28 protein-coding genes are annotated in these 22,500 nt (G+C 58.7%); 8 read left to right on the plus strand and 20 right to left on the minus strand.

The features are described 5' to 3' along the window. Positions 1-204 precede the first annotated feature (204 nt). On the plus strand, positions 205-843 hold the full coding sequence (locus tag RTP97_RS06495) for a LysM-like peptidoglycan-binding domain-containing protein (protein ID WP_312412014.1): 639 nt from the start codon (positions 205-207) through the stop codon (positions 841-843). Positions 844-889: 46 nt separating this feature from the next. Here RTP97_RS06495 and RTP97_RS06500 read toward each other — a convergent pair whose 3' ends face one another. The 5 genes from RTP97_RS06500 to rpsF form a co-directional block, all read right to left on the minus strand. Continuing rightward, on the minus strand, positions 890-1,819 hold the full coding sequence (locus tag RTP97_RS06500) for a DMT family transporter (RefSeq protein WP_312412016.1): 930 nt from the start codon (positions 1,817-1,819) through the stop codon (positions 890-892). A 155-nt stretch (positions 1,820-1,974) separates the two neighbouring features. Further along, a complete protein-coding gene (rplI, locus tag RTP97_RS06505) occupies positions 1,975-2,424 on the minus strand; it encodes a 50S ribosomal protein L9 (protein ID WP_238081777.1) in 450 nt (149 codons plus the stop codon). 41 nt (positions 2,425-2,465) lie between these two features. Continuing rightward, a complete protein-coding gene (gene rpsR, locus RTP97_RS06510; RefSeq protein WP_000135199.1) occupies positions 2,466-2,693 on the minus strand; it encodes a 30S ribosomal protein S18 in 228 nt (75 codons plus the stop codon). 4 nt (positions 2,694-2,697) lie between these two features. Continuing rightward, complete coding sequence (priB, locus tag RTP97_RS06515; RefSeq protein WP_042388482.1) at positions 2,698-3,012, minus strand: primosomal replication protein N; 315 nt, start codon at positions 3,010-3,012, stop codon at positions 2,698-2,700. A gap of 6 nt (positions 3,013-3,018) precedes the next feature. After that, positions 3,019-3,414 carry a 30S ribosomal protein S6 gene (gene rpsF / locus RTP97_RS06520; protein ID WP_042388484.1) on the minus strand — a complete coding sequence of 132 codons (396 nt, stop codon included), beginning with the start codon at positions 3,412-3,414 and terminating at the stop codon, positions 3,019-3,021. Positions 3,415-3,768: 354 nt separating this feature from the next. On the opposite strand from rpsF, the gene RTP97_RS06525 reads away from it, so the two are divergent. After that, positions 3,769-3,978, plus strand: a complete 210-nt coding sequence (locus tag RTP97_RS06525) for a hypothetical protein (RefSeq protein WP_312412018.1) — start codon at positions 3,769-3,771, stop codon at positions 3,976-3,978. Next, positions 3,923-5,173, plus strand: a complete 1,251-nt coding sequence (locus RTP97_RS06530; protein WP_409455926.1) for an MFS transporter — start codon at positions 3,923-3,925, stop codon at positions 5,171-5,173. The genes RTP97_RS06525 and RTP97_RS06530 overlap by 56 nt, the downstream gene beginning before the upstream one ends. A 4-nt stretch (positions 5,174-5,177) precedes the next feature. Here the strand turns inward: RTP97_RS06530 and RTP97_RS06535 are convergent, their stop codons facing one another. From RTP97_RS06535 to ulaA, 6 genes are read right to left on the minus strand one after another with little or no spacing between them, the layout of a single operon-like run. Then, positions 5,178-5,864, minus strand: a complete 687-nt coding sequence (locus RTP97_RS06535; protein ID WP_312412021.1) for an L-ribulose-5-phosphate 4-epimerase — start codon at positions 5,862-5,864, stop codon at positions 5,178-5,180. Continuing rightward, entirely contained in the window at positions 5,851-6,717 is an 867-nt protein-coding gene (locus tag RTP97_RS06540) for an L-ribulose-5-phosphate 3-epimerase (RefSeq protein WP_312412022.1), read from the minus strand. The genes RTP97_RS06535 and RTP97_RS06540 overlap by 14 nt, the downstream gene beginning before the upstream one ends. 9 nt (positions 6,718-6,726) lie before the next feature. Next, positions 6,727-7,377: a 3-keto-L-gulonate-6-phosphate decarboxylase UlaD gene (locus tag RTP97_RS06545; protein WP_312412024.1), complete on the minus strand. Its 651-nt coding sequence runs from the start codon at positions 7,375-7,377 to the stop codon at positions 6,727-6,729. A gap of 13 nt (positions 7,378-7,390) precedes the next feature. Next, positions 7,391-7,858, minus strand: coding sequence for a PTS ascorbate transporter subunit IIA (ulaC, locus tag RTP97_RS06550; RefSeq protein ID WP_312412027.1), 468 nt, complete (start codon positions 7,856-7,858; stop codon positions 7,391-7,393). A 3-nt stretch (positions 7,859-7,861) separates the two neighbouring features. Beyond that, the gene (gene ulaB, locus RTP97_RS06555) at positions 7,862-8,173 is read right to left on the minus strand and encodes a PTS ascorbate transporter subunit IIB (RefSeq protein WP_312412030.1); all 312 of its coding nucleotides are present in this window, start codon (positions 8,171-8,173) and stop codon (positions 7,862-7,864) included. A 13-nt stretch (positions 8,174-8,186) separates the two neighbouring features. Then, the gene (gene ulaA, locus RTP97_RS06560) at positions 8,187-9,584 is read right to left on the minus strand and encodes a PTS ascorbate transporter subunit IIC (RefSeq protein ID WP_312412033.1); all 1,398 of its coding nucleotides are present in this window, start codon (positions 9,582-9,584) and stop codon (positions 8,187-8,189) included. 353 nt (positions 9,585-9,937) lie between these two features. Between ulaA and ulaG the strand changes: the two genes are divergently transcribed. Together ulaG and ulaR are read left to right on the plus strand one after the other, a co-directional pair. Next, complete coding sequence (ulaG, locus tag RTP97_RS06565; protein ID WP_312412036.1) at positions 9,938-11,002, plus strand: L-ascorbate 6-phosphate lactonase; 1,065 nt, start codon at positions 9,938-9,940, stop codon at positions 11,000-11,002. A gap of 106 nt (positions 11,003-11,108) precedes the next feature. Then, the gene (gene ulaR, locus RTP97_RS06570; protein WP_312412038.1) at positions 11,109-11,864 is read left to right on the plus strand and encodes an HTH-type transcriptional regulator UlaR; all 756 of its coding nucleotides are present in this window, start codon (positions 11,109-11,111) and stop codon (positions 11,862-11,864) included. A gap of 8 nt (positions 11,865-11,872) precedes the next feature. On the opposite strand, the gene RTP97_RS06575 is transcribed toward ulaR, so the two are convergent. From RTP97_RS06575 to yjfP, 3 genes are all read right to left on the minus strand, one after another. After that, the gene (locus tag RTP97_RS06575) at positions 11,873-12,211 is read right to left on the minus strand and encodes a type II toxin-antitoxin system RelE/ParE family toxin (RefSeq protein WP_312412041.1); all 339 of its coding nucleotides are present in this window, start codon (positions 12,209-12,211) and stop codon (positions 11,873-11,875) included. 14 nt (positions 12,212-12,225) lie between these two features. Continuing rightward, on the minus strand, positions 12,226-12,495 hold the full coding sequence (locus tag RTP97_RS06580; protein WP_312412044.1) for a hypothetical protein: 270 nt from the start codon (positions 12,493-12,495) through the stop codon (positions 12,226-12,228). Positions 12,496-12,594: 99 nt separating this feature from the next. Beyond that, positions 12,595-13,332 (minus strand): esterase, encoded by a 738-nt coding sequence (gene yjfP / locus RTP97_RS06585; protein ID WP_312412047.1) that lies wholly within the window; start codon positions 13,330-13,332, stop codon positions 12,595-12,597. 179 nt (positions 13,333-13,511) lie between these two features. On the opposite strand from yjfP, the gene bsmA reads away from it, so the two are divergent. The 3 genes from bsmA (at position 13,512) to RTP97_RS06600 (ending at position 16,337) form a co-directional block, all read left to right on the plus strand. Further along, positions 13,512-13,841: a biofilm peroxide resistance protein BsmA gene (bsmA, locus tag RTP97_RS06590; RefSeq protein ID WP_312412050.1), complete on the plus strand. Its 330-nt coding sequence runs from the start codon at positions 13,512-13,514 to the stop codon at positions 13,839-13,841. A 106-nt stretch (positions 13,842-13,947) separates the two neighbouring features. After that, positions 13,948-14,223, plus strand: a complete 276-nt coding sequence (yjfN, locus tag RTP97_RS06595) for a DUF1471 family protease activator YjfN (protein WP_312412052.1) — start codon at positions 13,948-13,950, stop codon at positions 14,221-14,223. A 188-nt stretch (positions 14,224-14,411) separates the two neighbouring features. After that, positions 14,412-16,337, plus strand: coding sequence for a Cache 3/Cache 2 fusion domain-containing protein (locus RTP97_RS06600; protein WP_312412054.1), 1,926 nt, complete (start codon positions 14,412-14,414; stop codon positions 16,335-16,337). Here the strand turns inward: RTP97_RS06600 and RTP97_RS06605 are convergent. The 6 genes from RTP97_RS06605 to RTP97_RS06630 all read right to left on the minus strand — a co-directional run bounded on the left by RTP97_RS06605 (position 16,334) and on the right by RTP97_RS06630 (position 22,489). Continuing rightward, the gene (locus RTP97_RS06605; RefSeq protein ID WP_312412056.1) at positions 16,334-17,968 is read right to left on the minus strand and encodes an isovaleryl-CoA dehydrogenase; all 1,635 of its coding nucleotides are present in this window, start codon (positions 17,966-17,968) and stop codon (positions 16,334-16,336) included. The two genes, RTP97_RS06600 and RTP97_RS06605, sit on opposite strands and share 4 nt — an antisense overlap. A 114-nt stretch (positions 17,969-18,082) precedes the next feature. Beyond that, entirely contained in the window at positions 18,083-18,805 is a 723-nt protein-coding gene (rlmB, locus tag RTP97_RS06610; protein ID WP_268109384.1) for a 23S rRNA (guanosine(2251)-2'-O)-methyltransferase RlmB, read from the minus strand. An 85-nt stretch (positions 18,806-18,890) separates the two neighbouring features. Further along, a complete protein-coding gene (locus RTP97_RS06615) occupies positions 18,891-19,697 on the minus strand; it encodes an ATP-binding cassette domain-containing protein (RefSeq protein ID WP_312412058.1) in 807 nt (268 codons plus the stop codon). Beyond that, positions 19,694-20,689, minus strand: coding sequence for an ABC transporter ATP-binding protein (locus tag RTP97_RS06620; protein ID WP_312412061.1), 996 nt, complete (start codon positions 20,687-20,689; stop codon positions 19,694-19,696). The genes RTP97_RS06615 and RTP97_RS06620 overlap by 4 nt, the downstream gene beginning before the upstream one ends. Beyond that, complete coding sequence (locus RTP97_RS06625) at positions 20,682-21,533, minus strand: ABC transporter permease (protein ID WP_312229520.1); 852 nt, start codon at positions 21,531-21,533, stop codon at positions 20,682-20,684. The genes RTP97_RS06620 and RTP97_RS06625 overlap by 8 nt, the downstream gene beginning before the upstream one ends. Beyond that, complete coding sequence (locus RTP97_RS06630; protein WP_312412064.1) at positions 21,530-22,489, minus strand: ABC transporter permease; 960 nt, start codon at positions 22,487-22,489, stop codon at positions 21,530-21,532. The genes RTP97_RS06625 and RTP97_RS06630 overlap by 4 nt, the downstream gene beginning before the upstream one ends. Positions 22,490-22,500: the final 11 nt, after the last annotated feature.

Here is a 22,500-nt window from a genome sequence, read left to right on the forward strand (position 1 = left end):
GCGGGCAGCATAGCAGCCGCGCCGCACCGGGTAAAACTTTGTCGCAGGGAGGGTGACAAATCGCAGCGAAAAAGAAACAATAGAGAGGGGTAAGATTATTCCCGATCCCAGGTCACGAAAGAGCGCTTTACTACGCGAGTCAGGCAGTTAGCAATCTATACTCAGTGATACAGGAAAATAACGACGCGGAGCAGGAGGAAAGCCATGCCCGGGCGATTTGCACTGAAACCGACTCTGGCGAAAATCTGGTACGCGCCGGATAACTTTCGCATTATGGATCCGCTGCCCCCTGCGCACCGTCGCGGCATCATTATTGCGGCTCTGCTTGTAGTCATCGGCCTGTTGCTGCCCTCCGGGGACAACGGTGACGATGCGCCGGTCAGGCGCGACGCCCAGCTGGATATCGCCCCTTCCCAGCCAGCCCCTACTGCCCACTCCGCCGCGCCAACGGTGAGCGATCCCCAGCTGGTTGCGCCGGTGGCCCCGGAGCCAATCCAGGAGCAAGAGCAGCCGGAAGAGACGCAAAGCAATACCGCACAGACTAACGTCGTGCAGCCCTTCCAGGAGTCAGGGGGCATTGACCAGCAGTGGCGGACCTACCGCATTGCGTCTGGCCAGACGCTGGCCCAGCTCTTCCGCGATCACAACCTGCCGGCGACGGATGTCTATGCGATGGCGCAGGTCGAGGGTAACGGCAAGCCGCTCAGCACGCTGCAAACCGGCCAGGTGGTGAAGATCCGCCAGAACGCCAGCGGCGTAGTCACCGGCCTGACGATTGAAACCGGCGATGGCGAGGTATTGTTTACCCGCCAGGCCAACGGCAGCTTTATCCGCGCGCGATAATGCATCTCTCGCTCCCCGGTGGCGCTAACGCTTACCGGGGCTACGATTACGCTTTGGGTTTATTAACCCACCAGATACCCGTGCAGACCAGCACCAGCGCAATGGCATATTTCATCTCAAGGATATTCTCTCCGAGGAAGATTGCCGACAGCACCGTACCCGCTACCGGGATCACAAAGTTAAACGGCGCAATCATGCTGACACGGTTGTACTTGAGCAGGACGCTCCACAGGGCAAAGGCAATGGATGAGAGCAGCGTCAGATAGCCGAGGAGCGCCGCCGCCGTCATGCTATGTACCACCAGCGTGCCGCCGGTCAGATAACCTCCCACCACCAGCACCCCGCCGCCAAACGCCAGCTGCCAGCCGGTCATCACCGTTGGATCGACGGTTTGCGAGATGCGTTTGCCATACAGCATGGAAGCCGAGAGGATAAACGCCGCCAGCACCACAAAGCCGTCTCCCATCATGCTAAAGCTGAAATCGAGCAGCGAATGGTTGACGTTCACCAGCATCACCCCGGCAAAGCCCAGCACGCAACCGATGCTCTTGTTGTAGCTTAGCCTGTCATTTTTATAGATCAGGTGAGCCAGCAGCACGCTGAAAAAGGTGCCGGTGGCGTTCATGATCGAGCCTTTCACCCCGGTGGTAAAGGCGAGGCCGATATAGAAGAAGATGTACTGAATCGAGGTCTGCGTCAGGCCCAGAATCGCTATCTGACCATACTGCTGCGGCCTGAGTCGGGCGATAGGCTTGCGCTGCGCCATGGCAAACAGCAGCAGCAAAAGACCGGCAAACAGAAAGCGGTAGCCTGCAAAAACGATCTTCGAAGGGATATCGTCAGTAGCGATAGCAAAGAGCTCATAGCCGCTCTTAATGGCGGGATAGGAGCTGCCCCAGAGCAGACAGCAGAGCGTAGCCCCGGCATAAGCAACGTTTCTACGGGCAAAAACCGGTACTGAAGAGACTGTTTCCATTTCCTCACCAAAAGTAAAATCGTGTTTTAATTTATTATCGGGGAAGGCGTGAGGAATTGATACCCGACACCGTTGGGAGTGTCGACGGGGTCGCAAAAAGCAAAACGCCTGCACGAGGCAGGCGTTTCGGTGTTATCTCAAACGAGAGTCGCAGATTACTCAGCAACCACGTTGATGATAACTTTAGCAAACACTTCGCTGTGAACCTGGAAGTCCACTTCGTGCTCACCAGTGGTACGCAGAACGCCGTTCGGCAGACGAACTTCGCTCTTAGCCACGTCAACGCCAGCTGCAGTTACAGCGTCAGCGATGTCGCGAGTACCGATGGAACCGAACAGTTTACCTTCGTCGCCTGCTTTAGACGCGATGGTAACGGTGCCCAGTGCGTTGATTTTCTCAGCGCGAGCTTCAGCAGCGTTCTGAACGTCAGCCAGTTTAGCTTCCAGTTCAGCACGGCGTGCTTCGAAGAATTCAACGTTTTTCTTGGTAGCAGGAACAGCTTTGCCCTGCGGTACCAGGAAGTTACGAGCGTAGCCCGCTTTAACGTTAACCTGGTCGCCCAGGCTACCGAGGTTTGCTACTTTATCAAGCAGAATAACTTGCATTACCTTATCCTCTCAAAGTCGTATTAATGGACCGTGCCCGATTACTGATGACGATCAGTGTACGGCAGCAGGGACAGGTAGCGAGCGCGTTTGATAGCGCGAGCCAGCTGACGCTGGTATTTTGCACGGGTACCGGTGATACGGCTTGGGACAATCTTACCGCTTTCGGTGATGTAGTTTTTCAGCGTTGCGATATCTTTATAGTCGATCTCTTGAACGCCTTCCGCGGTGAAACGGCAGAACTTGCGACGACGGAAATAACGTGCCATTTGGCTAGTCTCCAGAATCTATCAATTCAATCTGCTCGGCATGCAGAACCAGTTTGCTCAGGCCATTTTTTGCCTTGTGGCAGCTAATGAAGCCCTGCACGGTAACTGCGCTACCGACCGTTATACTGTGAGTAATGGCCTGGTTCTCTTGCCCGCTGATTATTACAGGCATTTGACACCACGCCTGCCGGTGAAAACCGGCTTCCTCCTGCACAGAGCGATGCTCAAGCACGAACTGGCAGTGAGGTATTCCTGATGGGCTGACCTTGCGAAGGGGCATCCTGCACACGGTGCCGGACAACACCAGACGGTTGGTCATCAGAAATTACTCTTCAGAATCCCCAGCATCTTCAGCATCTGCGGTTTCGTTAGCGAAATCATCGCGACGCTCACGGCGCTCGTCTTTCGCTTTAACCATCGGAGATGCTTCAGTAACAGCGTTTTTGGTACGCATAACCATGCTGCGGATAACGGCATCGTTGAAGCGGAAGTTAGTTTCCAGCTCATCGATCGCTTCCTGCGGCGCTTCAACGTTCAGCAGAACGTAGTGTGCTTTGTGCAGTTTGTTGATCGGATAAGCCAGCTGACGGCGGCCCCAGTCTTCCAGACGGTGGATCGTGCCTTCTGCTGCAGTGATAGCACCAGTGTAACGCTCGATCATGCCCGGAACCTGTTCGCTCTGGTCAGGATGGACCATAAAAACGATTTCGTAATGACGCATCGAATTGCTCCTTACGGATTATTCAGCCTCCTGTCAGGGTCAGCCGCGGCCCATGGAAGCAAGGAACGTGTTTGAAAGGCGGCTGAAAAATTGACGCGTAATCATACTTGCGAAGCCAGACGAACTCAAGGTGATTGCACAAATAATTCGCACAAAGCGTGAAGTGCGCTGTTTAGGCAGGTCTAAGCTTGCTCAATCCGCATTGCGGTAAATTTTTGCACAACTGCAGCAGAAACGATCGCGGTGAGTTTTCCCGCCAGTGAGTACACTTTAGGTAAGCCCGAACGCGAGTGAGGAGCGGCTCCTCTACGATCGCGCATCAGAGAGCTGTTGATGAGTGAGTTGGGGTGTAACATGATGAAAAAATTGACTATTCCACTACTGACGGCGTTGCTACTGAGCACCAGCGCAACGGCGGCTATTCAGGTCGATCCCCATCCGGAACGCAATATGGATGACGTGATGAGCCTGGGCGTAGTATATATAAACCACAATCACGCCGCTGATGGTGAAGCTGGCCAGCCCCCAACGCAAGAAAGCGAGGCTCACGCTGCAAAGGACTAACACCGAACACCGCTCCACGACGCTGAGTCGTATTCCGCAGGGCGTCTGGGTTCTCGGCGGCGTTAGCCTGCTTATGGATGTCTCATCAGAGATGATCCACAGCCTGCTGCCGCTGTTTATGGCCACCACCCTCGGCGCCAGCGTGATTATTATTGGCATCATTGAGGGTCTGGCCGAAGCCACCGCCCTGATTATCAAAGTCTTCTCCGGCGTGCTCAGCGACTACCTGGGTAAACGCAAGGGCTTAGCCATGCTCGGCTACGGCCTCGGCGCAATAAGTAAGCCGCTCTTCGCCCTCGCCAGCTCCTCAGGCCTGGTATTAACTGCGCGCATGATCGACCGCGTCGGCAAAGGCATTCGCGGCGCGCCGCGGGATGCGCTAGTGGCCGACGTCACACCGCCGGAGATCCGCGGCGCGGCTTTCGGGCTACGCCAGTCGCTGGACACCGTAGGCGCCTTTCTCGGGCCGCTGCTGGCGGTGGCGCTGATGTTTCTCTGGCACAACGACTTTCAGGCTATCTTCTGGGTGGCCGTTATTCCGGGCGTCATGTCCATCACCCTGCTCTGGTTTGGCCTGCGCGAGCCAAAAAATCCTGTGGCCCATAAACGGACCAACCCGCTGCGCCGGGAGAGCCTAAAGAAGCTCAGCCCCGCCTACTGGTGGGTAGTGGGCTTAGGGGCTATCTTTACCCTGGCCCGCTTTAGCGAAGCGTTTCTTGTCCTGCGCGCCAACCAGATGGAGATCCCGCTTTTCGCTATCCCGCTGGTGATGGTGGCGATGAACCTGGTTTACAGCGTGACGGCCTATCCGTTTGGCAAACTCTCTGACCGCATGAGCCATAGCGGCCTGTTACAAGCCGGGCTGCTGGTGCTGATCGCCGCAGACATCGCCCTGGCGCTCAGCCAGCACTGGAGCACGCTGCTGCTCGGCGTCGGCCTGTGGGGGATCCATATGGGCATGACCCAGGGCCTGCTGGCCGCCATGATCGCCCACACCGCCCCGTCGGCGCTGCGCGGGACCGCCTTTGGCATGTTCAATCTGATTAGCGGTATCGCGATGCTGCTCGCCAGCACGGGCGCGGGCATTCTGTGGGAGACGCTGGGCGCCGCCTCGACCTTCTACGCCGGGGCAGTTATCTGCGTGATGACGCTGCTGGGTATGCGGCTTACGCCTGCGGCATACCAGCAGCGTTAAGCGCTTACTTCTGTCCGTAGTAGGCGTGGGAGCCGTGCTTGCGCATAAAGTGTTTATCCATCAGATAGTCATCAATGGGTTTCAGGCCGGGGTTGATGCCCCGCGCAATCCACGCCATCCGCGCCACCTCCTCCATCACCACCGCATTGTGCACCGCATCGTGCGCATCCTTGCCCCAGGCAAACGGCCCGTGCTGATAAACCACCACGCCCGGGGTATGCAGCGGCTCGCACTCCTTCAGCGTCTCGATGATGACCCTGCCGGTGTTTAGCTCGTACTCGCCCTGCACCTCCTCCTCGGTTAGTGCCCGCGTGCAGGGAATATCGCCCAGGAAGTAGTCTGCATGGGTAGTGCCCAGGGCCGGGATCGCCAGTCCGGCCTGCGCCCAGGCGGTGGCGTGCGTTGAGTGGGTATGCACCACGCCGCCGAGGGAGGGATAGCGGCGATAGAGCACCAGATGGGTGGCGGTATCGGAGGAGGGACGCAGTGCCCCCTCAACCACATTACCTTCTATATCCACCACAACGATGTCGTCCACCGTCATCGTTTCATAACCCACGCCGCTGGGCTTGATGGCTACCAGCCCGCGCGCCCTGTCGATGGCGCTGACGTTGCCCCAGGTAAAGGTCACCAGGCCGTAGCGCGGCAGATCCAGGTTAGCCTCTAGAACCTGCTGTTTAAGCTGCTGCATGGGTATCCTCCAGCAGTCCGGCCCGGGCCATGCGCTCGCATACCCACGCCCGTGCCTTCGCCACTTCCTGCAGCGGATCGGCCGCCGTCTCGCTCCACATCTCGATCAGATAAGGCCCGCAGTAGCCGCTCTCTTTCAGCGTCCGGAAGCAGCGTTCGAAGTCCACTACGCCAGTGCCAAAAGGAACGTTTTTGAATACGCCAGGACGGGTATCCTTCACGTGCACCGCCACGATATGCCCGCTGCCTGCCCGCAGCTCCATCTGCACGTCGTTGTCCCATGCCGAGAGATTGCCGATATCCGGGTAGAGCTGAAACCATGGATTGTTCAGATAGTGGGTATAGCCGAGCGCTTTGCTGATGGAGTTCATCAGCGGGTAGTCCATGATCTCCATCGCCAGCGTGACCTGCGCACGGCTGGCCATCTCCACGCTCACCTTCAGTCCGTCACGGAAACGGCGGCGCGTCTCGTCGTTGGCCTGCTGATAGTAGACGTCATAGCCAGCCAGCTGGATCACGCGAATGCCAACGTCCTGCGCCAGCTGAATAGCGCGACGCATGATCTCCAGCCCCTCAGAGCGCACCGCGTCATCTTCACTGCCCAGCGGAAAGCGACGGTGGGCACTCAGGCACATAGAGGGAACCCGTACCCCGGTGTCGGCAACCGCCTTCACCAGCGCCAGACGCTGCTCCTGGCTCCAGCTAAGCCGGGCCAGCCGGGCGTCGGTTTCGTCGATCGACATCTCAACAAAATCAAATCCCAGCGTTTTCGCAATATTAAGGCGCTCGTACCAGCACTCCCCGGCGGGGAGCGCTTTTTCATAGATGCCAAGCGGCACGGTTTTCGACAGCATAGCCGCTCCTTAACCCCACAGCTGGGCGATTGAGCGTTTAAACTGCCGCGCGGCCTGCACCGGATCGGCGGCATCGCGAATGCTGCGCCCGGCGATAAACACGTGGATCGGAATGCCTTTAAACAGCGGCAGATCCTCCAGCGCCAGCCCACCGGTAACGGTGACCTTAAAGCCCATCTCCGCCAGGCGTTTGATCGCGCTGATGTCCGCCTCGCCCCAGGCAACGCCCGCCGCCTGGGCATCGCGGCTGCGGTGGTAGACCACCTGCTGAATGCCCGCCTCCCGCCACGCCTGCGCCTGCTCCCAGGTCCAGAAGCCGGTCAGCTCGATTTGCACATCGCCATTAAACTCATGGGCGACGTCGAGCGCGCCTTTGGCGGTGTTGATATCCGCGCAGCAGATCACGGTGACCCAGTCGGCATTGGCCTCAAAGCACATGCGCGAGAGGATCTTCCCGGCATCGGCAATTTTGGCGTCGGCCAGCACGATTTTATGCGGATAGAGCGCCTTAAGATCGCGCACCGCGCGCACCCCTTCCCCCACGCAGAGGATGGTGCCTACTTCAATAATGTCCACCTCTTCGGCAATCAGCCGCGTGGTAGCGTAGGCGTCGGCAAGGGTCTGGTTATCCAGCGCAACCTGTAACATTGGTAATGACATCGTCGTCTTCCTTTTAAACAGCCGCCGCAGTGGCGTTATCAATTAAATCAAGAACCTCCTGCTCACTACGGCAGGCGCGGAGGCGATCAAAGTTGGCTTCATCCTCAAACAGGTTAACGATCTGCATAATGCCAACCTCCTGATGGGTGTGGGCATCCACCGCCGCCAGGGTGATGAGAATATCGACCGGATCGTTATCTTCATGGTTGAACGCCAGCGGCGTCTTCAACGTCACCAGCGCAAAACCGGTGCGCTTTACTCCCTCCTCCGGGCGACCGTGGGGCATCGCCAGTCCCGGCGCGATGACAAAGTAGGGACCAAACTTTTCGACGCCGTCGAGAATGGCCTGGTAGTAGCGCGGCTCCACCACATCGGCGTCCACCAGCAGATCGACGCCGATTTTCACCGCCTCCTGCCAGCTCCGGGCCTCCGCCTGCAGGCGAATGGTGTGGTTCTGCGCCAGCGAATCACGTAGTTTCATGGCTTATCCTTGCTTCATATCCTGCGGAAAATGCGCCTCGATCACCTCCAGCAGCTTCGGACCAAAGTCCGCCGCCGAGAGCATATTGCGCACGCCCACCACGTACTTATTGCCTGTCACCGTGATTTCGCTGGCGACATGGGTTGAGGCGATGATGATATCCGCCCCGTTCAGCTCGCTCTTATACTCACCAACGGCACAGCTGTTGACGGTATGGGCGATCCCCTGCTGGGTAAGAAACTGATCGACCTTCATTTTCATGATCATTGAGCTGCCTTGCCCGCAGCCACACACTGCCAGAATACGTACGGTCATAACTTCACTCCTTTTACTGGGCAGAACGCTCTGCCAGCTCGTTTTCCGCGTCCTCTTCCGCACGCAGCGTGCGTCCGGCGAAGACCATATAGACCAGCGCAATCAGGATGATGACGCCCATAAACCACAGCCCCAGCGTCATGCCCTGCATCATCGGCGGAGCCAGAATCGACCAGTCCGCCATCCCCATCCAGGCGCTCATGCCGGTGAGCTTGATAGCCCAGACGCAGCCAAAGATCTCAATCATCCCCATCACCAGGCAGATCTTGAGCGCGGCGCGCCAGCCACCAAAGTGGTTAGCAAACACGCCGATGGTGGCGTTGGAGAAGAACATGGGGATAAAGCCGGGAATGATGAGGATCGAGGAGCCGCAGGCGATGAGGATCGCTACTGCCAGCAGCTGGCCCACCGTGCCCCACATAAAGCCCCACACTACGGCGTTAGGGGCAAAGCTATAGATAGCCGCACAGTCGATAGCCAGCACCGCGCCAGGGATCAGCCGCTGGGAGATGCCGTTAAAGGCCTCCGACAGCTCGGCGACGAACATGCGCACGCCCTGCACGATGATGAAAATCGCCACCGCGAACTGAAAGCCCGTTTGCAGAATGTAGATAGTCCAGTGGGTTTTACCCGCCATCGCCTGCACGGTATCGAGGCCGAAGGAGATGAGGATTGCCCCGAAGAAAACCGTCATCACAATCGCCGTCGAGACGATGTTGTCGTGAAAGATATTCAGCCAGCCGGGAAGGTTCAGCTCCTCCACGCTCTCCTCTTTTTTACCGAGGTACGGCGCAAGCCTGTAGGCAATCCAGGAGGCAAACTGCTGCTGGTGGCCAATTGAGAAGCCGCTATTTTCAGTCACTTGCTGAGTCGGCTTGAACATCATGTTGGAGGTGATCCCCCAGTAGAGCGACACCAGCACGGCGGTACAGATGATGGTGGTCCACATCGGATAGCCGAGGATATAGAAGAACACCGCGATCAGCCCGGCCTGCTGAAACATAATGTGGCCGGTAAGCATGATGGTGCGGATGCCGGTAACCCGTCGGAACAGGACATAAAGAATATTTAGCGCCAGCGCCAGCAGCACCGCATAGCCCACCCAGCTATAGGCATCCCCCATCCGGTCGATGGTCGCCATCATCGAGGCGTAGGTATCAGAGATGGCACCGTTGATGCCGTAGACCTCTGACATTTTGGCCACGACCGGTTTGAAGGTGCTGGTGAGGATCCCGGATCCGGCCTGTAGCAGCATAAAGCCGATAATCGTTTTGATCGTGCCCTTAACGATAACGCTCACGCTTTTGCGCAGCAGGATGTACCCCAGGCACGTCACAATGCCCAGCAGCAGCGGCGCGTTGGTCATGACCTGGTTAAAGAACACGGTAAAGAGGGTGTAGAGGGTCTCCATAACGCTCTCCAGAGAGTGAATGCGCCGGATCGTTGCGGCCCGGCACGGGATGTGGCCACTACTCTACCCATCAAAAGTAATCACAAAAAGATTGAATGTGATTATTTGTGATACGCCGCGCAATTTATTCCCCTGCATTACATACGGATATAGATGTATAATATTTAAATCGATAAATATTAATAATTTACATATAAATATCGTATTTTTACCATGTCGCATCCGGTTGACCATAAGATTCACAGCTCTTCAGGCTGAACATTTTCTCGTTGCATTGCTGATAAAACGGTGACAGCATAAATCAAATGTAATCACAAAATGATTTATAATGACTACCCGTAAGGAGCAGCGCGATGAGTAAAGTAGAGAGCATTACCCGAGAATCCTGGATCCTGAGTACCTTTCCAGAGTGGGGAAGCTGGCTGAATGAAGAGATTGAACAGGAGCGCGTGGCGCCCGGCACCTTTGCCATGTGGTGGCTGGGCTGCACCGGGATCTGGCTCAAATCCGAAGGCAGCACCAACGTCTGCGTCGATCTCTGGTGCGGCACGGGTAAGCAGAGCCACGGCAACCCGCTGATGAAAACCGGCCATCAGATGCAGCGCATGGCGGGCGTCAAAAAGCTACAGCCGAATCTGCGCACCACCCCGTTTGTGCTCGATCCTTTTGCTATCCGTGAGATCGACGCCGTGCTGGCCACCCACGATCATAACGATCATATCGACGTTAACGTCGCCGCCGCCGTGATGCAGAACTGCGCCAGCGATGTGCCCTTTATCGGGCCGCAGACCTGCGTCGATCTGTGGGTCGGCTGGGGCGTGCCACGTGAACGCTGCATCGTGGCGAAGCCCGGTGACGTAGTGAAGGTGAAAGATATCGAGATCCACGCCCTGGACGCCTTTGACCGCACGGCGCTGATCACCCTGCCGGCGGATCAAAAAGCCGCAGGCGTGCTGCCGGACGGCATGGATCTGCGTGCCGTAAACTACCTGTTCAAGACGCCGGGCGGCTCCCTGTACCACAGCGGCGACTCCCACTACTCGAACTACTATGCGAAGCACGGCAATGAGCATCAGATCGACGTGGCGCTGGGATCCTACGGGGAGAACCCGCGCGGCATTACCGATAAAATGACCAGTGCCGATATCCTGCGCATGGCGGAGGCGCTGAACACCCACGTGGTGATCCCCTTCCATCACGATATCTGGTCAAACTTCCAGGCCGATCCGCAGGAGATCCGCGTCCTGTGGGAGATGAAAAAAGATCGCCTGAAGTACGGCTTCAAGCCCTTTATCTGGCAGCCGGGGGGCAAATTCACCTGGCCGCTGGACAAAGACAACCTGGAGTTTCACTTCCCACGCGGGTTTGACGACTGCTTTACCTGCGAGCCGGACCTGCCGTTTAAATCCTTCCTGTAAAATCCAGAGCGTGCCGGTCGGTTCCGGCACTTTTTAGCTGGAGACTTAGTAATTTGCGGCTATTTCAAATAGTATCGTAAAGAATCACCTTTAATCGGAATAGCTCATGACGGAAGCGCAACGACATCAAATATTACTCGAGCAGCTGGCGCAAACCGGGTTTGTGACCGTTGAGCAGGTCATTGACCGGCTTGGCGTCTCTCCGGCCACGGCGCGCCGCGACATTAACAAGCTCGACGAGAGCGGCAGGCTGAAAAAGGTGCGCAACGGCGCAGAAGCCATCAGCCAGCAGCGGCCACGCTGGTCGCCAATGAATATCCACCAGGCGCAGCATCTGGATGAGAAGGTGCGTATTGCCAAAGCGGCCGCGCTGCTGGTTAACGCGGGCGAAAGCGTGGTGATCAACTGCGGCTCAACGGCGTTTTTACTGGGCCGGGAGATGTGTGGCAGGCCGGTGCAGATCATCACTAATTATCTGCCGCTGGCGAACTACCTGATCGATCAGGAGCACGAGAGCGTGGTGATCATGGGCGGGCAGTACAACAAGAGCCAGGCTATTACGCTCAGTCCCCAGGGCAGTGAAAACAGCCTCTATGCCGGGCACTGGATGTTTACCAGCGGCATCGGCCTGACCGCCGACGGCCTCTATAAAACCGACATGCTAACGGCGATGGCCGAGCAGAAAATGCTTAACGTGGTGGGCAAACTGGTGGTGCTGGTGGACAGCAGCAAGATCGGCGAGCGCGCCGGGATGCTCTTTAGCCGCGCTGACCAGATCGATATCGTTATCACCGGCAAGCAGGCCAGCCCGGAGGTGGTTAAGCAGCTTGAGTCCCAGGGCGTAAAGGTGATGCGCGTTTAAAAAATCACTTATTTCAGGATGTTGTAGCGATAAAGCAGCTTGCTAAAATCTTGCTTCATACTGACGAAGAGCAATATCTCGATATGCGTGCCGTCAAAATCGTAGAGCACGCGATACTCGCCTTCAACATCAAGCCGCTCACGCAACATCAGACCACGATCTGAAAGGTAGACGTTAAAGCGATACCTTTCAGGATCCTGGATAATGCATGCAACCGAGTCCAGCAGCAGATTATCAACAAAGCGGGCAGCCAACTGCGCGCCGATAGTCCCACTTTTGTATGACTCGATGTCTGCCAGGCACTGTAGCGCCAACGGCGCGACGACGACGGAATACGGTTTTGCCACTTAACTTCTCCCTGTTAACGTCTTGCGGCACGCAACCTCTCTAACACCTCTTCAGGCGTCATACCTTTGCCTTCCGCGATCTCTTTTTTGGCCTGCATGCCCAGTTTAAAGAGGGCATTTATATTTCTTTCTTGTTCAATTTCCCTAAGCTCAGCCTCACGCTCAGCGACGGTCTGGATGAATAGCTCTGCTACACCATTTTTCGTTACGTAAACACCGCCCTCAAACGTTGCAGCATTTCCGAGGCTATCTCTGGCAAGTTTCTGGGACATGGTTTGTGACATAGGCAGCTTCCACTTAATCAAGATTCACGCTAAGCGCGTAGGGCATTGCTCTAGTATAACTTTGGCGTGGTAAAATTGTGTACTTATTTATCCACCACCCTACAGATGCGCTTTGAAAAAATCTACCGCCGCCTCCAGCGCCGCCGGGGTGATGCGATGGCGAACTCCCGCCTCCCAGCGGCAGGTAAGATGCTGAAGCAGGCCTGCATCCTGTAGCGCCCTGTGCAGGCGGTGCGATTCGGCAGCGGGTACGACATCATCCTCTTCGCCGTGCCACAGCAGCAGCGGGCGGGAAGCAAGCTTTGCCAGATGCCCCTCTACGTCCCACTCTACCAACGGCGCGATAATGCCGTTAAGCTCGGCGGCCGTCTCTGCCTGCGGCGGGAACAGCGTCCGGGCGAGCGAGGTAAAGTAGCCTGAACCCATCAGGCTGGCGACGCAGACCAGTTCCGGGTGATGCGTCATCAGGCCAAGCGCCGTCATGCCGCCCATCGACGCACCGCCTACCGCCAGACGCCCCTCTGCAACCCAGCCCTCACCCACCAGCGCATCCCGTAACGCCGGAAATTCATGAAAGTTGCTCTGTAAGATCTGCCAGAACTGGCCCAGCCGCGCCTGCTCATCACCGTTAAAGCGCGCCCCGTGGTCGCGGGCGTCGGGCATCACTACCCGAAATCCCACCTGCGCCAGCGCAACGGCGAAGTAGCTGTAGACCAGCTTTGATGAACCAAAGCCGTGATAAAAGACCACCGTAGGCAAGGGTACGGCGCGTTTTCCAGCGGGCGTCGTGTGCAGGATCTCAATGCCTGCCAGCTGGCGCGTTTCAAGTTCAATCATGGCTCGCTCCTGATAAAGCCTTTGGTATGCCACGTCCTCATGCTCTACGCAAGCCGCCGTGCGTATAACAAAACAGTGAGAAGTACATTACGCTTTCGCATTATTTACAGCTGAAAATAACGCGAGAGCTAACAAAATGGGAACATTCGCCATAAGGTTATTAAAGGACGCACTACACTATGGCTATCAGGCAACGAGGAAAAGCGATGCATCGATTCACACCCCTTTTTTTAGCGCTGAGCCTCAGCGGCTGTAGCATGCTGCAGGGTACGCCGCATCCCGCGCCGCCGGTAAGTGACCAGCCGCAGGAGATCAGCCGCAATCAGACGGCGGGGCTGCAAAAAATGGAAACCATCAGCGTGATGGTGCGTGGATCGCCAATGGACGTTGAGTCGGAAATTAAAGCCAAAGCGGCGGCCATGAAGGCTGACTATTATGTCATCCTGCTGGATGACGAGACGATCGTTCCCGGCCAGCGATATGGACAGGCAATTTTGTATCGTCAGTAACGGCGCATTGTTTTTTAAAGGATATTTACACTGCTTTGCGTCCGTAGACTTTTTCCCGCTTACAATCATTCAGGGTCGGTCAGGAACATGTAAAAGGAGCGGATTTATGAAACGATCTCTTGCTTTAACTTCACTGCTACTCTCCGTCGGTCTGGTGAGCACCACCGCCCAGTCAGCAGAGTTTGCCAGCGCCGATTGCGTGACTGGCCTGAATGAGATTGGCCTTATTTCCGTGAGCAACGTTTCCGGTAGCGTACAGGATGTAGAGCGTGCCATTGCCCTGAAAGCCGACGAACAGGGGGCCTCGTGGTACCGTATCATCAAAATGGATGAGGTACAGAGCACCAATAACTGGCAGGCACAGGCGATCCTCTACACCTGAATCCATGCGGCCTGGTTATCTTCTGCGCAGCGCCCCCTAAAAACGGTGGCTACCCTTTTTGTTGCGTTTTAATTACCATATTGTGAGTGTGCCAATACATTCATGTAACATTTTGTTACACAGATCTGCTAAATGTTAGCGCATAACTGCCGTTGAACGAGCCACACTTTTCGGGCAACGGACACTCTATGAACGCTCTTATTCGACGTGCTGGTTTAGGCACAAAGCTTTCGTTGCTGACGGGCGTCAGCGTCGCAGCACTCTTTCTGCTGTTTACCTCGCTGATGAGCCACAAAGCAAGCCAGCAGCTTGAAGCGCTGGCTGTTGAAGATCTGCATAGCCAGGCTACCGGCGTGGCCGATATGGTCGAAATGTTTAGCAGCAGCCTCAGCGAAGAGGTTGAGCGCTATACTCGCCAGTTCAGTACCTTTATTCCCCAGCCAGTCGCCCTCGACGCAACACAGACCCGTACCATTAACGGCCTCACCGTTCCTCTGCTGAAAGGCGGCGAGACGGAGCTACACGAAAATAACGCTATCCCGGACGACTTCTTCCAGCGCACCGGCTCGATTGCGACGCTGTTCGTGCGCAACGGCGATAGCTTTGTACGCGTGGCGACCTCCCTGCGTAAAGAGGACGGCGAGCGGGCCATCGGTACGCAGCTGGACAGCTCGAGTCCAGCGCTGGCTCCCGTGCTGCATGGCGATATTTACCGCGGACTCGCGCAGCTGTTTGGCAAGCGCTATATCACTCAGTACCAGCCGGTGAAGGATGCCAGCGGAAAGACCATCGCCATCCTGTTCGTGGGGGTGGATATCACCCACTCCTGGGACATTATGCGTGACAAGATCTTACAGCGTCGGCTGGGCGAGAGCGGTCACTTCTTTGTGCTGAACCGAAGCGCTGGTAAAAACTACGGCACCTGGCTGTTCCACGCCAGTGAAGAGGGACAGCGTCCGCAGTGGGGCGAAGAGTCCGAAAATCAGCTGCTGACCCTGGCCTCCGGCACGCTGGAGCGTAAAAGCAAGGATGGCCGTACGATGCTGGTCTCCTGGACTGCCCTGCCCGGCTGGAACTGGACGATTGTCGGCGAAGTGGATAAAGCCGTGCTGCTGCAGGATGTTACCCGCCTGCGCAATCAGTTCCTGATTGCCGGCGTGCTGGTCTCCCTGCTCTTTGCCGCACTGTTTGTCATCATCACCCGCCGTTGGCTGACGCGCCCGCTGCGCGAGGTGACAGCCCTTGCCCAGACCTATGCTTCCGGGGATCTGCGCGCCTCTCTGACGTCGACGCGCCAGGATGAGGTGGGCCAGCTGATCCACGCTATCAACGGTATCGGCAACGGCCTGCAAAACATGGTGCAGCAGGTTCGCGAGGCGGCGGGGGATATCCACTTCGCCACCAACGCGCTGGCGGCGGACAGCAGCGAAATCAGCGAGCAGATCAACAAGCAGGCGAGCAGCGTGGAGGAGACCTCCGCCAGCATGGAGCAGCTTGCCGCCACCGTGCAGCAAAATGCCGCCAGCATGGAGCAGACACAGCACCTGGTGAATGAAACCTCACAGGCGGTGCAGAGCGGCGGGCAGACGGTGGGACGCGCGGTAGCCACCATGAACGATATCCGCAGCGCTTCCCAGCGCATCGCGGATATCACACAGGTAATTGAATCCATTGCTTTCCAGACCAATATTCTCGCCCTGAACGCCGCGGTTGAAGCCGCCCGTGCCGGGGAGCATGGCAAGGGCTTTGCCGTGGTAGCGCAGGAGGTTCGCGCCCTTGCTGCCCGCAGCGCTAACGCCGTAAAAGAGATTGAGGCGCTGATCGACGATACCCTGCAAAAGGTCACCGAAGGGCACACTCTCTCCGAGCAGACGCGCCAGGCAATGACGTCGATCATCGACCACATGAGCAATATCAACCAGCTGGTAACGGAGATTAATCACGCCTCTCACGAGCAGTCGGCAGGGATCAATCAGGTAAACCTGGCGATGACTCACATTGGTGATGCAACCCATGTTAACGCCGAGCGCGTTTCCCGTAGCGAAGAGACGGCCCAGACTCTGCAGGAAAAGGGCGCGCACCTGAAGCAGCTGGTCAGCCTGTTCCGCCTTTAACCCACCCCGCCCGTGGCGCGCAGCAGCAGGTCATTTTGCACCTGGGCGCTAAGCAGCGCGCCGCCGCGGGTATCCAGCATGGTCTGACACCAGGCCTGGGCGACAGGCGGTGAGGCGTGGCGCAGCAGCTGCGCCCCGGCGGCCAGCAGGTAGAGCTGCTGGGTAATCTCCCGAGCCTGCGCCTCCTGCGGCCGATGCAGCCGCTGCAGCAGCCGTCGCCAGCCACGATCGAAGTGGCGATCCTGACCTTTTACCTCACCAAAGGTGTCGCTCAGCAGCTCCATCACGCCGAACTGCTTACTCAGTACCCGCATGACGTCCAGACACATAATATTGCCCGATCCCTCCCAGATGCTGTTGACCGGCATCTCGCGATAGAGGCGCGGCAGCTCGTTATCCTCACAGTAGCCCGTGCCGCCCAGCACCTCCATCGCCTCGGCAACAAAGGGGATCCCCGCCTTGCATACCGCGAACTTCGCTACCGGCGTAAACAGGCGCGCCCACAGCGTCTCCTGCACGCTCTCCCGGCTCTCCCACGCTCGGGCCAGGCGGAACAGAAACGCCGTCTGCCCCTCCAGCTGCAGTGCCATGCGGGAGAGTACGTCGCGCATCAGGGGGTGATCGACCAGATGCTTGCCAAACGCCTGCCGCTGGTGGGCATGGTAGAGCGCAACGGAGAAGGCCCGGCGCATCAGGCCGTGGCTGCCCAGAGCGCAGTCGAGGCGCGTCAGGCCGCCCATCCTGAGGATCTGCCGGATGCCGTCCCCCTCCTCCCCCAACAGCCAGCCGGTGGCATCTAAAAACTCCACTTCGCTGCTGGCGTTGGAGCGGTTGCCGAGCTTATCTTTCAGGCGCTCAAGGCGCAGGGCGTTGCGCGTGCCGTCGGGCAGAAAGCGCGGCACGAAAAAGCAGGAGAGACCGCTCTTCGCCTGAGCCAGCACCAGGTGGGCGTCGCTCTGCGGCACGGAGAAAAACCATTTATGGCCCACCAGCCGGTAGGCCTCGCCGCTGCCTTTGCGCGCCAGCGGCTCTGCCCGGGTGGTGTTGCTGAGCACGTCCGAGCCGCCCTGCTTTTCCGTCATCCCCATGCCGATCAGTAGGCCACGCTTCTGCCCGCCTGGGGCCAGATGGGCGTCGTAGCGATCGCTCAGCAGCGGTTTGAGCCACTCCTGAAAAATCGTAGGCAGCGCCTGCTGGAGCAGCGGCGTGGCGGCAAAGGTCATAGTGACAGGACAGAGGGTGCCCGCCTCAACCTGGGCGTGGAGCACAAAGCGCGCCGCGCGGGCGACAAACGCCCCGGCGCGGGCCTCCTCCTCCCAGGCGAGGTTGTGGACGCGGTTGGCGCACAGCCCCTGCATCAACAGATGCCACGCTGGATGAAAGCGCACGTCGTCAAGCCGCTCGCCGGTGGGATCGTAGCGCAACAGCTCCGGCGGGTTGGCGTTCGCCAGCCGTCCCAGCTCCAGCGACTCTGCGGTGCCAAGCTGCTGCCCAATACTCGCAAGCAGCTCCGCATCCCAGCTAGCGCCCTCACGGGCCACGGCGTCGCGCAGCGAGGCATCGGAAAGAAAAAGGTTGCTGTTGTTGAGCGGAATGGGTTGATTGAAAACGGTGTGGGTTTGCCAGCGCATACTCTCTCCCCCTGTTCAATGGCAGTGCCACTCAGTATGCACAGAGAGAAATCTTCGACCGCAGCAGGGGTCACAAAAAACCACCCCGCAGGGTGGTCAGGTTAACGGTGAAGCTTAGCCGCGCTGGCGGACCGCTTCAAACAGGCAGATGCCCGTTGCAACGGAGACGTTCAGGGAGGAGACGCTGCCCGCCATCGGGATGCTGATCAGCTCGTCGCAGTGCTCGCGGGTCAGACGACGCATACCTTCGCCCTCTGCGCCCATCACCAGCGCCATCGGGCCGGTCATTTTGCTCTGGAACAGGGTGTGATCCGCTTCGCCCGCCGTGCCGACGATCCAGATGTTCTCTTCCTGTAACAGACGCATGGTACGCGCCAGGTTGGTCACGCGGATCAGCGGCACGTTCTCTGCTGCGCCGCTGGCCACTTTTTTCGCGGTGGCGTTCAGCTGGGCCGAGCGGTCTTTCGGAACGATCACCGCATGGACACCAGCAGCGTCGGCGCTGCGCAGGCAGGCCCCGAGGTTATGCGGATCGGTCACGCCGTCAAGGATCAGGAAGAAGGGGCGATCGAGGCTGGCGATCAGATCCGGCAGATCGTTCTCCTGATACTGACGCCCTGGCTTCACCCGTGCAATGATCCCCTGGTGCACCGCGCCTTCGCTTTTTTCATCCATAAACTGGCGGCTCGCCACCTGGATAGTCACGCCCTGGGCTTCCAGGGCATGGATCAGCGGCATCAGACGTTTATCTTCACGTCCTTTCAGAATATAAACGTCCTGAAAGCGCTCCGGGGCGCGTTCCAGCAGTGCCTGCACCGCGTGGATGCCATAAATCATTTCACTCATGAAGGGTACTCGATCGAGGTTAAAAGGGTCTGTCCGCCCCATTATAACCCACGACGCCCCCCAGCGTCCCTTCCCGTTACGTCCTCGCCGTTACCAGCGCACGCTTTTCCGGCGGATGGGCGGGCAGAATGGCGTCCAGCAGGTAGCGGGTATACTCGTGCCGCGGACGAGCAAAGAGATCCAGGCAGGGTCCCTCCTCCACGATGCGTCCCTGATACATCACCCCCACCCGATCGGCGATGTGGCGCACGACGTTAAGATCGTGGGAGATAAACAGATAGGCCAGGCCATACTCGCGTTGCAGATCCATCAGCAGGTTAAGGATCTGCGATTGAATAGAGACATCCAGAGCCGATACCGGCTCGTCGCAGATAATCAGCTTTGGCCGCAGGATCAGCGCCCGGGCAATGCCGATGCGCTGGCGCTGGCCGCCAGAAAACTCATGGGGATAGCGCCCGGCGTCGTGCGCCCTCAGTCCCACCTGCGCCAGCATAGTGGCGACCGCCTTTTTGCGCAGCGCCGCATCCTTCTCTCCGTGAATGATCAGCGGCTCCTCGATGGAGTAGCCCACCGTGCGCTTGGGATCGAGCGTCGAGAGCGGATCCTGAAAAATCATCTGGATCGACCTGCGCATCTCCCGCCACTGGCGGGGATTAAGATCGAGCAGCGAATGCCCGGCAAACTCCACGCGTCCGCCCGAGGCAGGCGTAAGTCCCAGAATCGAGCGTCCGGTGGTGCTCTTACCGCTGCCGGACTCCCCCACCAGGGCATAGGTCTCCCCGGCGTTGAGGGTAAAGCTTACGTCCTGCACCGCCTGGACCCTATGCCCGCGGCGGGAAAAGGTTTTCGACAGATGCTCTACGGTTAACAGGGGTTGGCTCATACATTGACTCCGGTCTCTTCTGCCCGCCAGCAGCGCACCTGATGCGTTCGGCTGTCGATAGCACGCAGCGCGGGCGGCTGGCTGCGGCAGGTCTCCGTCGCCAGCGGGCAGCGATCGGCAAAGGTGCAGCCTGGCGGCAGAGCGTTAAGGGGCGGCACGCTGCCGTGGATCTCCGCCAGCCGGGTTTTCGGGACGCGATCCTGCGACGGCCGCGCGGCCAGCAGCGCCTGGGTATAGGGGTGACGCGGGCGGTGGAATAGCGTGCTGACGTCGCACTCCTCTACCACCTGCCCGGCATAGAGCACCACCACCCGCTGGCACAGCTGCGCCACGACGCTAAGATCGTGGGTGATAATCACGATGCCCATCGCAGACTGCTGCTTGATCGCCTCCAGCAGGCGCAGAATTTGCGCCTGGATCGTGGCGTCGAGGGCAGTAGTCGGCTCATCGGCAATCAGCAGCAAGGGGGCGCTGGCGATGGCGATGGCGATCATCACCCGCTGGCGCATGCCGCCGGATAGCTCATGGGGATAGGCGTTCGCGCAGCGCGCCGGATCGGCGATCCCCGCCTGGGCCAGCAGGCTAAGGATCTTCTCCCGCCGTGCGGAACGATCCAGCGAGGTATGCAGCTTCAGGCTTTCGTCGATCTGAAAACCAATGGTAAAAACCGGGTTCAGGCTGGAGAGCGGATCCTGAAAGATCATCGCCATGTCGCGGCCGCAGCGCTGGCGTTTCGCCCTCGCTGAGAGGGTGTCCAGCCGCGTGCCGTTGAGGGTTACCTCGCCGTCGGTGCGGCTGGTGCGCGGGGAGAGCAGGCCCATCAGCGCCTGGGCAGTCACGCTTTTACCGCAGCCGGATTCACCGATGATGCCGAGCGTCTCCTGTTGATGAAGGCTAAAGGAGACGCCGCGCACCGGAGAGACCACCCCCTGCGGCGTGGCAAAGTTGACCCGCAGATTATTAACGTCAAGCAGCGGCGGGGGATTAACCATGCTGTTCTCCCTTTTTCAGCAGGCGCAGCACGCGCCCAGGCAGCGGTCTGAGGCCCGGCTCGGCGCTGTCGCGCAGATCGTCACCCACAATATTGAGGGCCAGAATCAGCAGCACGATGGCGATGCCGGGGAAGAAGGTCATCCACCACGCGGTAAAGATCACCGCTTTGCCCTCCAGCAGCAGGTTGCCGAGGCTTGGCGTCGGCGCAGGCACGCCGGATCCGAGAAAGCTCAGCGCCGCCTCGGTCAGGATGGCTACCGAAAAGACCCACGTCACCTGCACAATCAGCGGGGAGATGACGTTGGGCAGCAGATGCAGCCAGACGATGCGCCCGGAAGTTGCCCCCTGGGCGCGCAGCGCTTCAATAAAGTTTTTCTCTTTTACCACCATCGCTGCGCCGCGGATCACCCGGGCAATGGACGGAACGTAGACCAGCGACAGGGCCAGCACCACGTTCGCCACGTTGGGGCCGAGCACGCCGACGATGGCAATTGCCAGCAGCAGCGACGGAAAAGCAAACAGGCCGTCGCAGACGCGCATCAGGATGCGGTCCAGCGGCCGATACCAGGCGCACAGCAGACCAATGACCATGCCGACAGCCCCGGCAATCAGCGCCACCGCCGCGCCGACGCTCAACGAGACGCGCACCGCCAGCGCCACGCGCACAAAAAGATCGCGGCCAAAGTTATCCGTGCCGAACCAGTGCGCAGCGCTGGGCGCTTTCAGACGGCTCAGCGGATCGATGCTGTAGGCATCCCACGGGCTAAACAGGCTGCCGCAGAACGAGAGCAGCACAATGGCGGCCAGCACGCCGCACCACAGCAGCAGCTTACGATTTTTCATGCCCCTTCCCCTCCCTCAACGGACAGGCGCGGATCGACCACATAGCTCAGCACGTCCACCGCCAGGTTAATCAGCACGTAGCAGACGGTGATCAGCAGTACGACGCCCTGGATCACGGTGAAGTCACGCCGCTCAATAGAATCGACGATCAGCGAGCCGACGCCAGGAATACCAAACACGCTCTCAATCACGATGGTGCCGGTCACCAGCGAGGCGAAGGACTCCCCGCAGATGGTCAGCACCGGGATCAGGGCATTCTTCAGGGTATGGCGCAACAGCACCGTTCGCTCCGGCACCCCTTTCGCCCGGGCGGTGTTGATGAAGTTCTCCTGCAACACATCGAGCATCACGGCGCGGGTCATGCGGGAGATCAGCGCCGCAATGCGAAACCCCAGCGCGATGGCGGGCAACGTCAGATACCAGACGTTTTGCAGCCAGTCGTCATTAGTAGAGCGGTAGCCCACTACCGGGAACCAGCGCAGCTGGACGGCGAAAAAGAAGATCAGAAACAGACCGAGCAGAAAGCCCGGCACCGACATGCCAAAGGTCGCGAGGGCGCGGATCGCCCGATCGGCAACGCGTCCGTGCTGCCAGGCGCTAATCACCCCGCTCGCTAGGCCGAGCACCAGCGCAATCACCTGGGCATAGAGAGCCAGCGCCAGCGTCGGGGCCAGATGCTGCAAAAACAGTTCGCTAACGCTGGCGTTGAGGAACAGCGAGTGGCCCAGATCGCCGGAGAGCACTGCGCTGAACCAGCTGACAAACTGCACCAGCAGCGGCCTGTCGAGACCCATCTGCTGACGCAGGGCAGCGATATCCTGCGGGCTGGCGTCGTTGCCAAGGATCACCATCACCGGATCGCCCGGCGCAAGGTGCACCAGGCAGAACACCACCAGCGAGACGACGAACAGCACCGGCAGCAGCGCCATGATCCGGTGAAACAGAAACCACTTCATCGGCTGTTACT

The sequence above is a fragment of the Pseudescherichia sp. genome, assembly GCF_031998825.1.
GTDB lineage: Bacteria > Pseudomonadota > Gammaproteobacteria > Enterobacterales > Enterobacteriaceae > Pseudescherichia.

What these genes read in the sequence shown, in the direction of transcription:
- RTP97_RS06495 (WP_312412014.1), top strand. Translation starts at nt 205, where the DNA reads ATGCCCGGGCGATTTGCACTGAAACCGACTCTGGCGAAAATCTGGTAC.
- RTP97_RS06500 (WP_312412016.1), bottom strand. Translation starts at nt 1,819, where the DNA reads ATGGAAACAGTCTCTTCAGTACCGGTTTTTGCCCGTAGAAACGTTGCT.
- rplI (WP_238081777.1), bottom strand. Translation starts at nt 2,424, where the DNA reads ATGCAAGTTATTCTGCTTGATAAAGTAGCAAACCTCGGTAGCCTGGGC.
- rpsR (WP_000135199.1), bottom strand. Translation starts at nt 2,693, where the DNA reads ATGGCACGTTATTTCCGTCGTCGCAAGTTCTGCCGTTTCACCGCGGAA.
- priB (WP_042388482.1), bottom strand. Translation starts at nt 3,012, where the DNA reads ATGACCAACCGTCTGGTGTTGTCCGGCACCGTGTGCAGGATGCCCCTT.
- rpsF (WP_042388484.1), bottom strand. Translation starts at nt 3,414, where the DNA reads ATGCGTCATTACGAAATCGTTTTTATGGTCCATCCTGACCAGAGCGAA.
- RTP97_RS06525 (WP_312412018.1), top strand. Translation starts at nt 3,769, where the DNA reads ATGATGAAAAAATTGACTATTCCACTACTGACGGCGTTGCTACTGAGC.
- RTP97_RS06535 (WP_312412021.1), bottom strand. Translation starts at nt 5,864, where the DNA reads ATGCAGCAGCTTAAACAGCAGGTTCTAGAGGCTAACCTGGATCTGCCG.
- RTP97_RS06540 (WP_312412022.1), bottom strand. Translation starts at nt 6,717, where the DNA reads ATGCTGTCGAAAACCGTGCCGCTTGGCATCTATGAAAAAGCGCTCCCC.
- RTP97_RS06545 (WP_312412024.1), bottom strand. Translation starts at nt 7,377, where the DNA reads ATGTCATTACCAATGTTACAGGTTGCGCTGGATAACCAGACCCTTGCC.
- ulaC (WP_312412027.1), bottom strand. Translation starts at nt 7,858, where the DNA reads ATGAAACTACGTGATTCGCTGGCGCAGAACCACACCATTCGCCTGCAG.
- ulaB (WP_312412030.1), bottom strand. Translation starts at nt 8,173, where the DNA reads ATGACCGTACGTATTCTGGCAGTGTGTGGCTGCGGGCAAGGCAGCTCA.
- ulaA (WP_312412033.1), bottom strand. Translation starts at nt 9,584, where the DNA reads ATGGAGACCCTCTACACCCTCTTTACCGTGTTCTTTAACCAGGTCATG.
- ulaG (WP_312412036.1), top strand. Translation starts at nt 9,938, where the DNA reads ATGAGTAAAGTAGAGAGCATTACCCGAGAATCCTGGATCCTGAGTACC.
- ulaR (WP_312412038.1), top strand. Translation starts at nt 11,109, where the DNA reads ATGACGGAAGCGCAACGACATCAAATATTACTCGAGCAGCTGGCGCAA.
- RTP97_RS06580 (WP_312412044.1), bottom strand. Translation starts at nt 12,495, where the DNA reads ATGTCACAAACCATGTCCCAGAAACTTGCCAGAGATAGCCTCGGAAAT.
- yjfP (WP_312412047.1), bottom strand. Translation starts at nt 13,332, where the DNA reads ATGATTGAACTTGAAACGCGCCAGCTGGCAGGCATTGAGATCCTGCAC.
- bsmA (WP_312412050.1), top strand. Translation starts at nt 13,512, where the DNA reads ATGGCTATCAGGCAACGAGGAAAAGCGATGCATCGATTCACACCCCTT.
- yjfN (WP_312412052.1), top strand. Translation starts at nt 13,948, where the DNA reads ATGAAACGATCTCTTGCTTTAACTTCACTGCTACTCTCCGTCGGTCTG.
- RTP97_RS06600 (WP_312412054.1), top strand. Translation starts at nt 14,412, where the DNA reads ATGAACGCTCTTATTCGACGTGCTGGTTTAGGCACAAAGCTTTCGTTG.
- RTP97_RS06605 (WP_312412056.1), bottom strand. Translation starts at nt 17,968, where the DNA reads ATGCGCTGGCAAACCCACACCGTTTTCAATCAACCCATTCCGCTCAAC.
- rlmB (WP_268109384.1), bottom strand. Translation starts at nt 18,805, where the DNA reads ATGATTTATGGCATCCACGCGGTGCAGGCACTGCTGGAACGCGCCCCG.
- RTP97_RS06615 (WP_312412058.1), bottom strand. Translation starts at nt 19,697, where the DNA reads ATGAGCCAACCCCTGTTAACCGTAGAGCATCTGTCGAAAACCTTTTCC.
- RTP97_RS06620 (WP_312412061.1), bottom strand. Translation starts at nt 20,689, where the DNA reads ATGGTTAATCCCCCGCCGCTGCTTGACGTTAATAATCTGCGGGTCAAC.
- RTP97_RS06625 (WP_312229520.1), bottom strand. Translation starts at nt 21,533, where the DNA reads ATGAAAAATCGTAAGCTGCTGCTGTGGTGCGGCGTGCTGGCCGCCATT.
- RTP97_RS06630 (WP_312412064.1), bottom strand. Translation starts at nt 22,489, where the DNA reads ATGAAGTGGTTTCTGTTTCACCGGATCATGGCGCTGCTGCCGGTGCTG.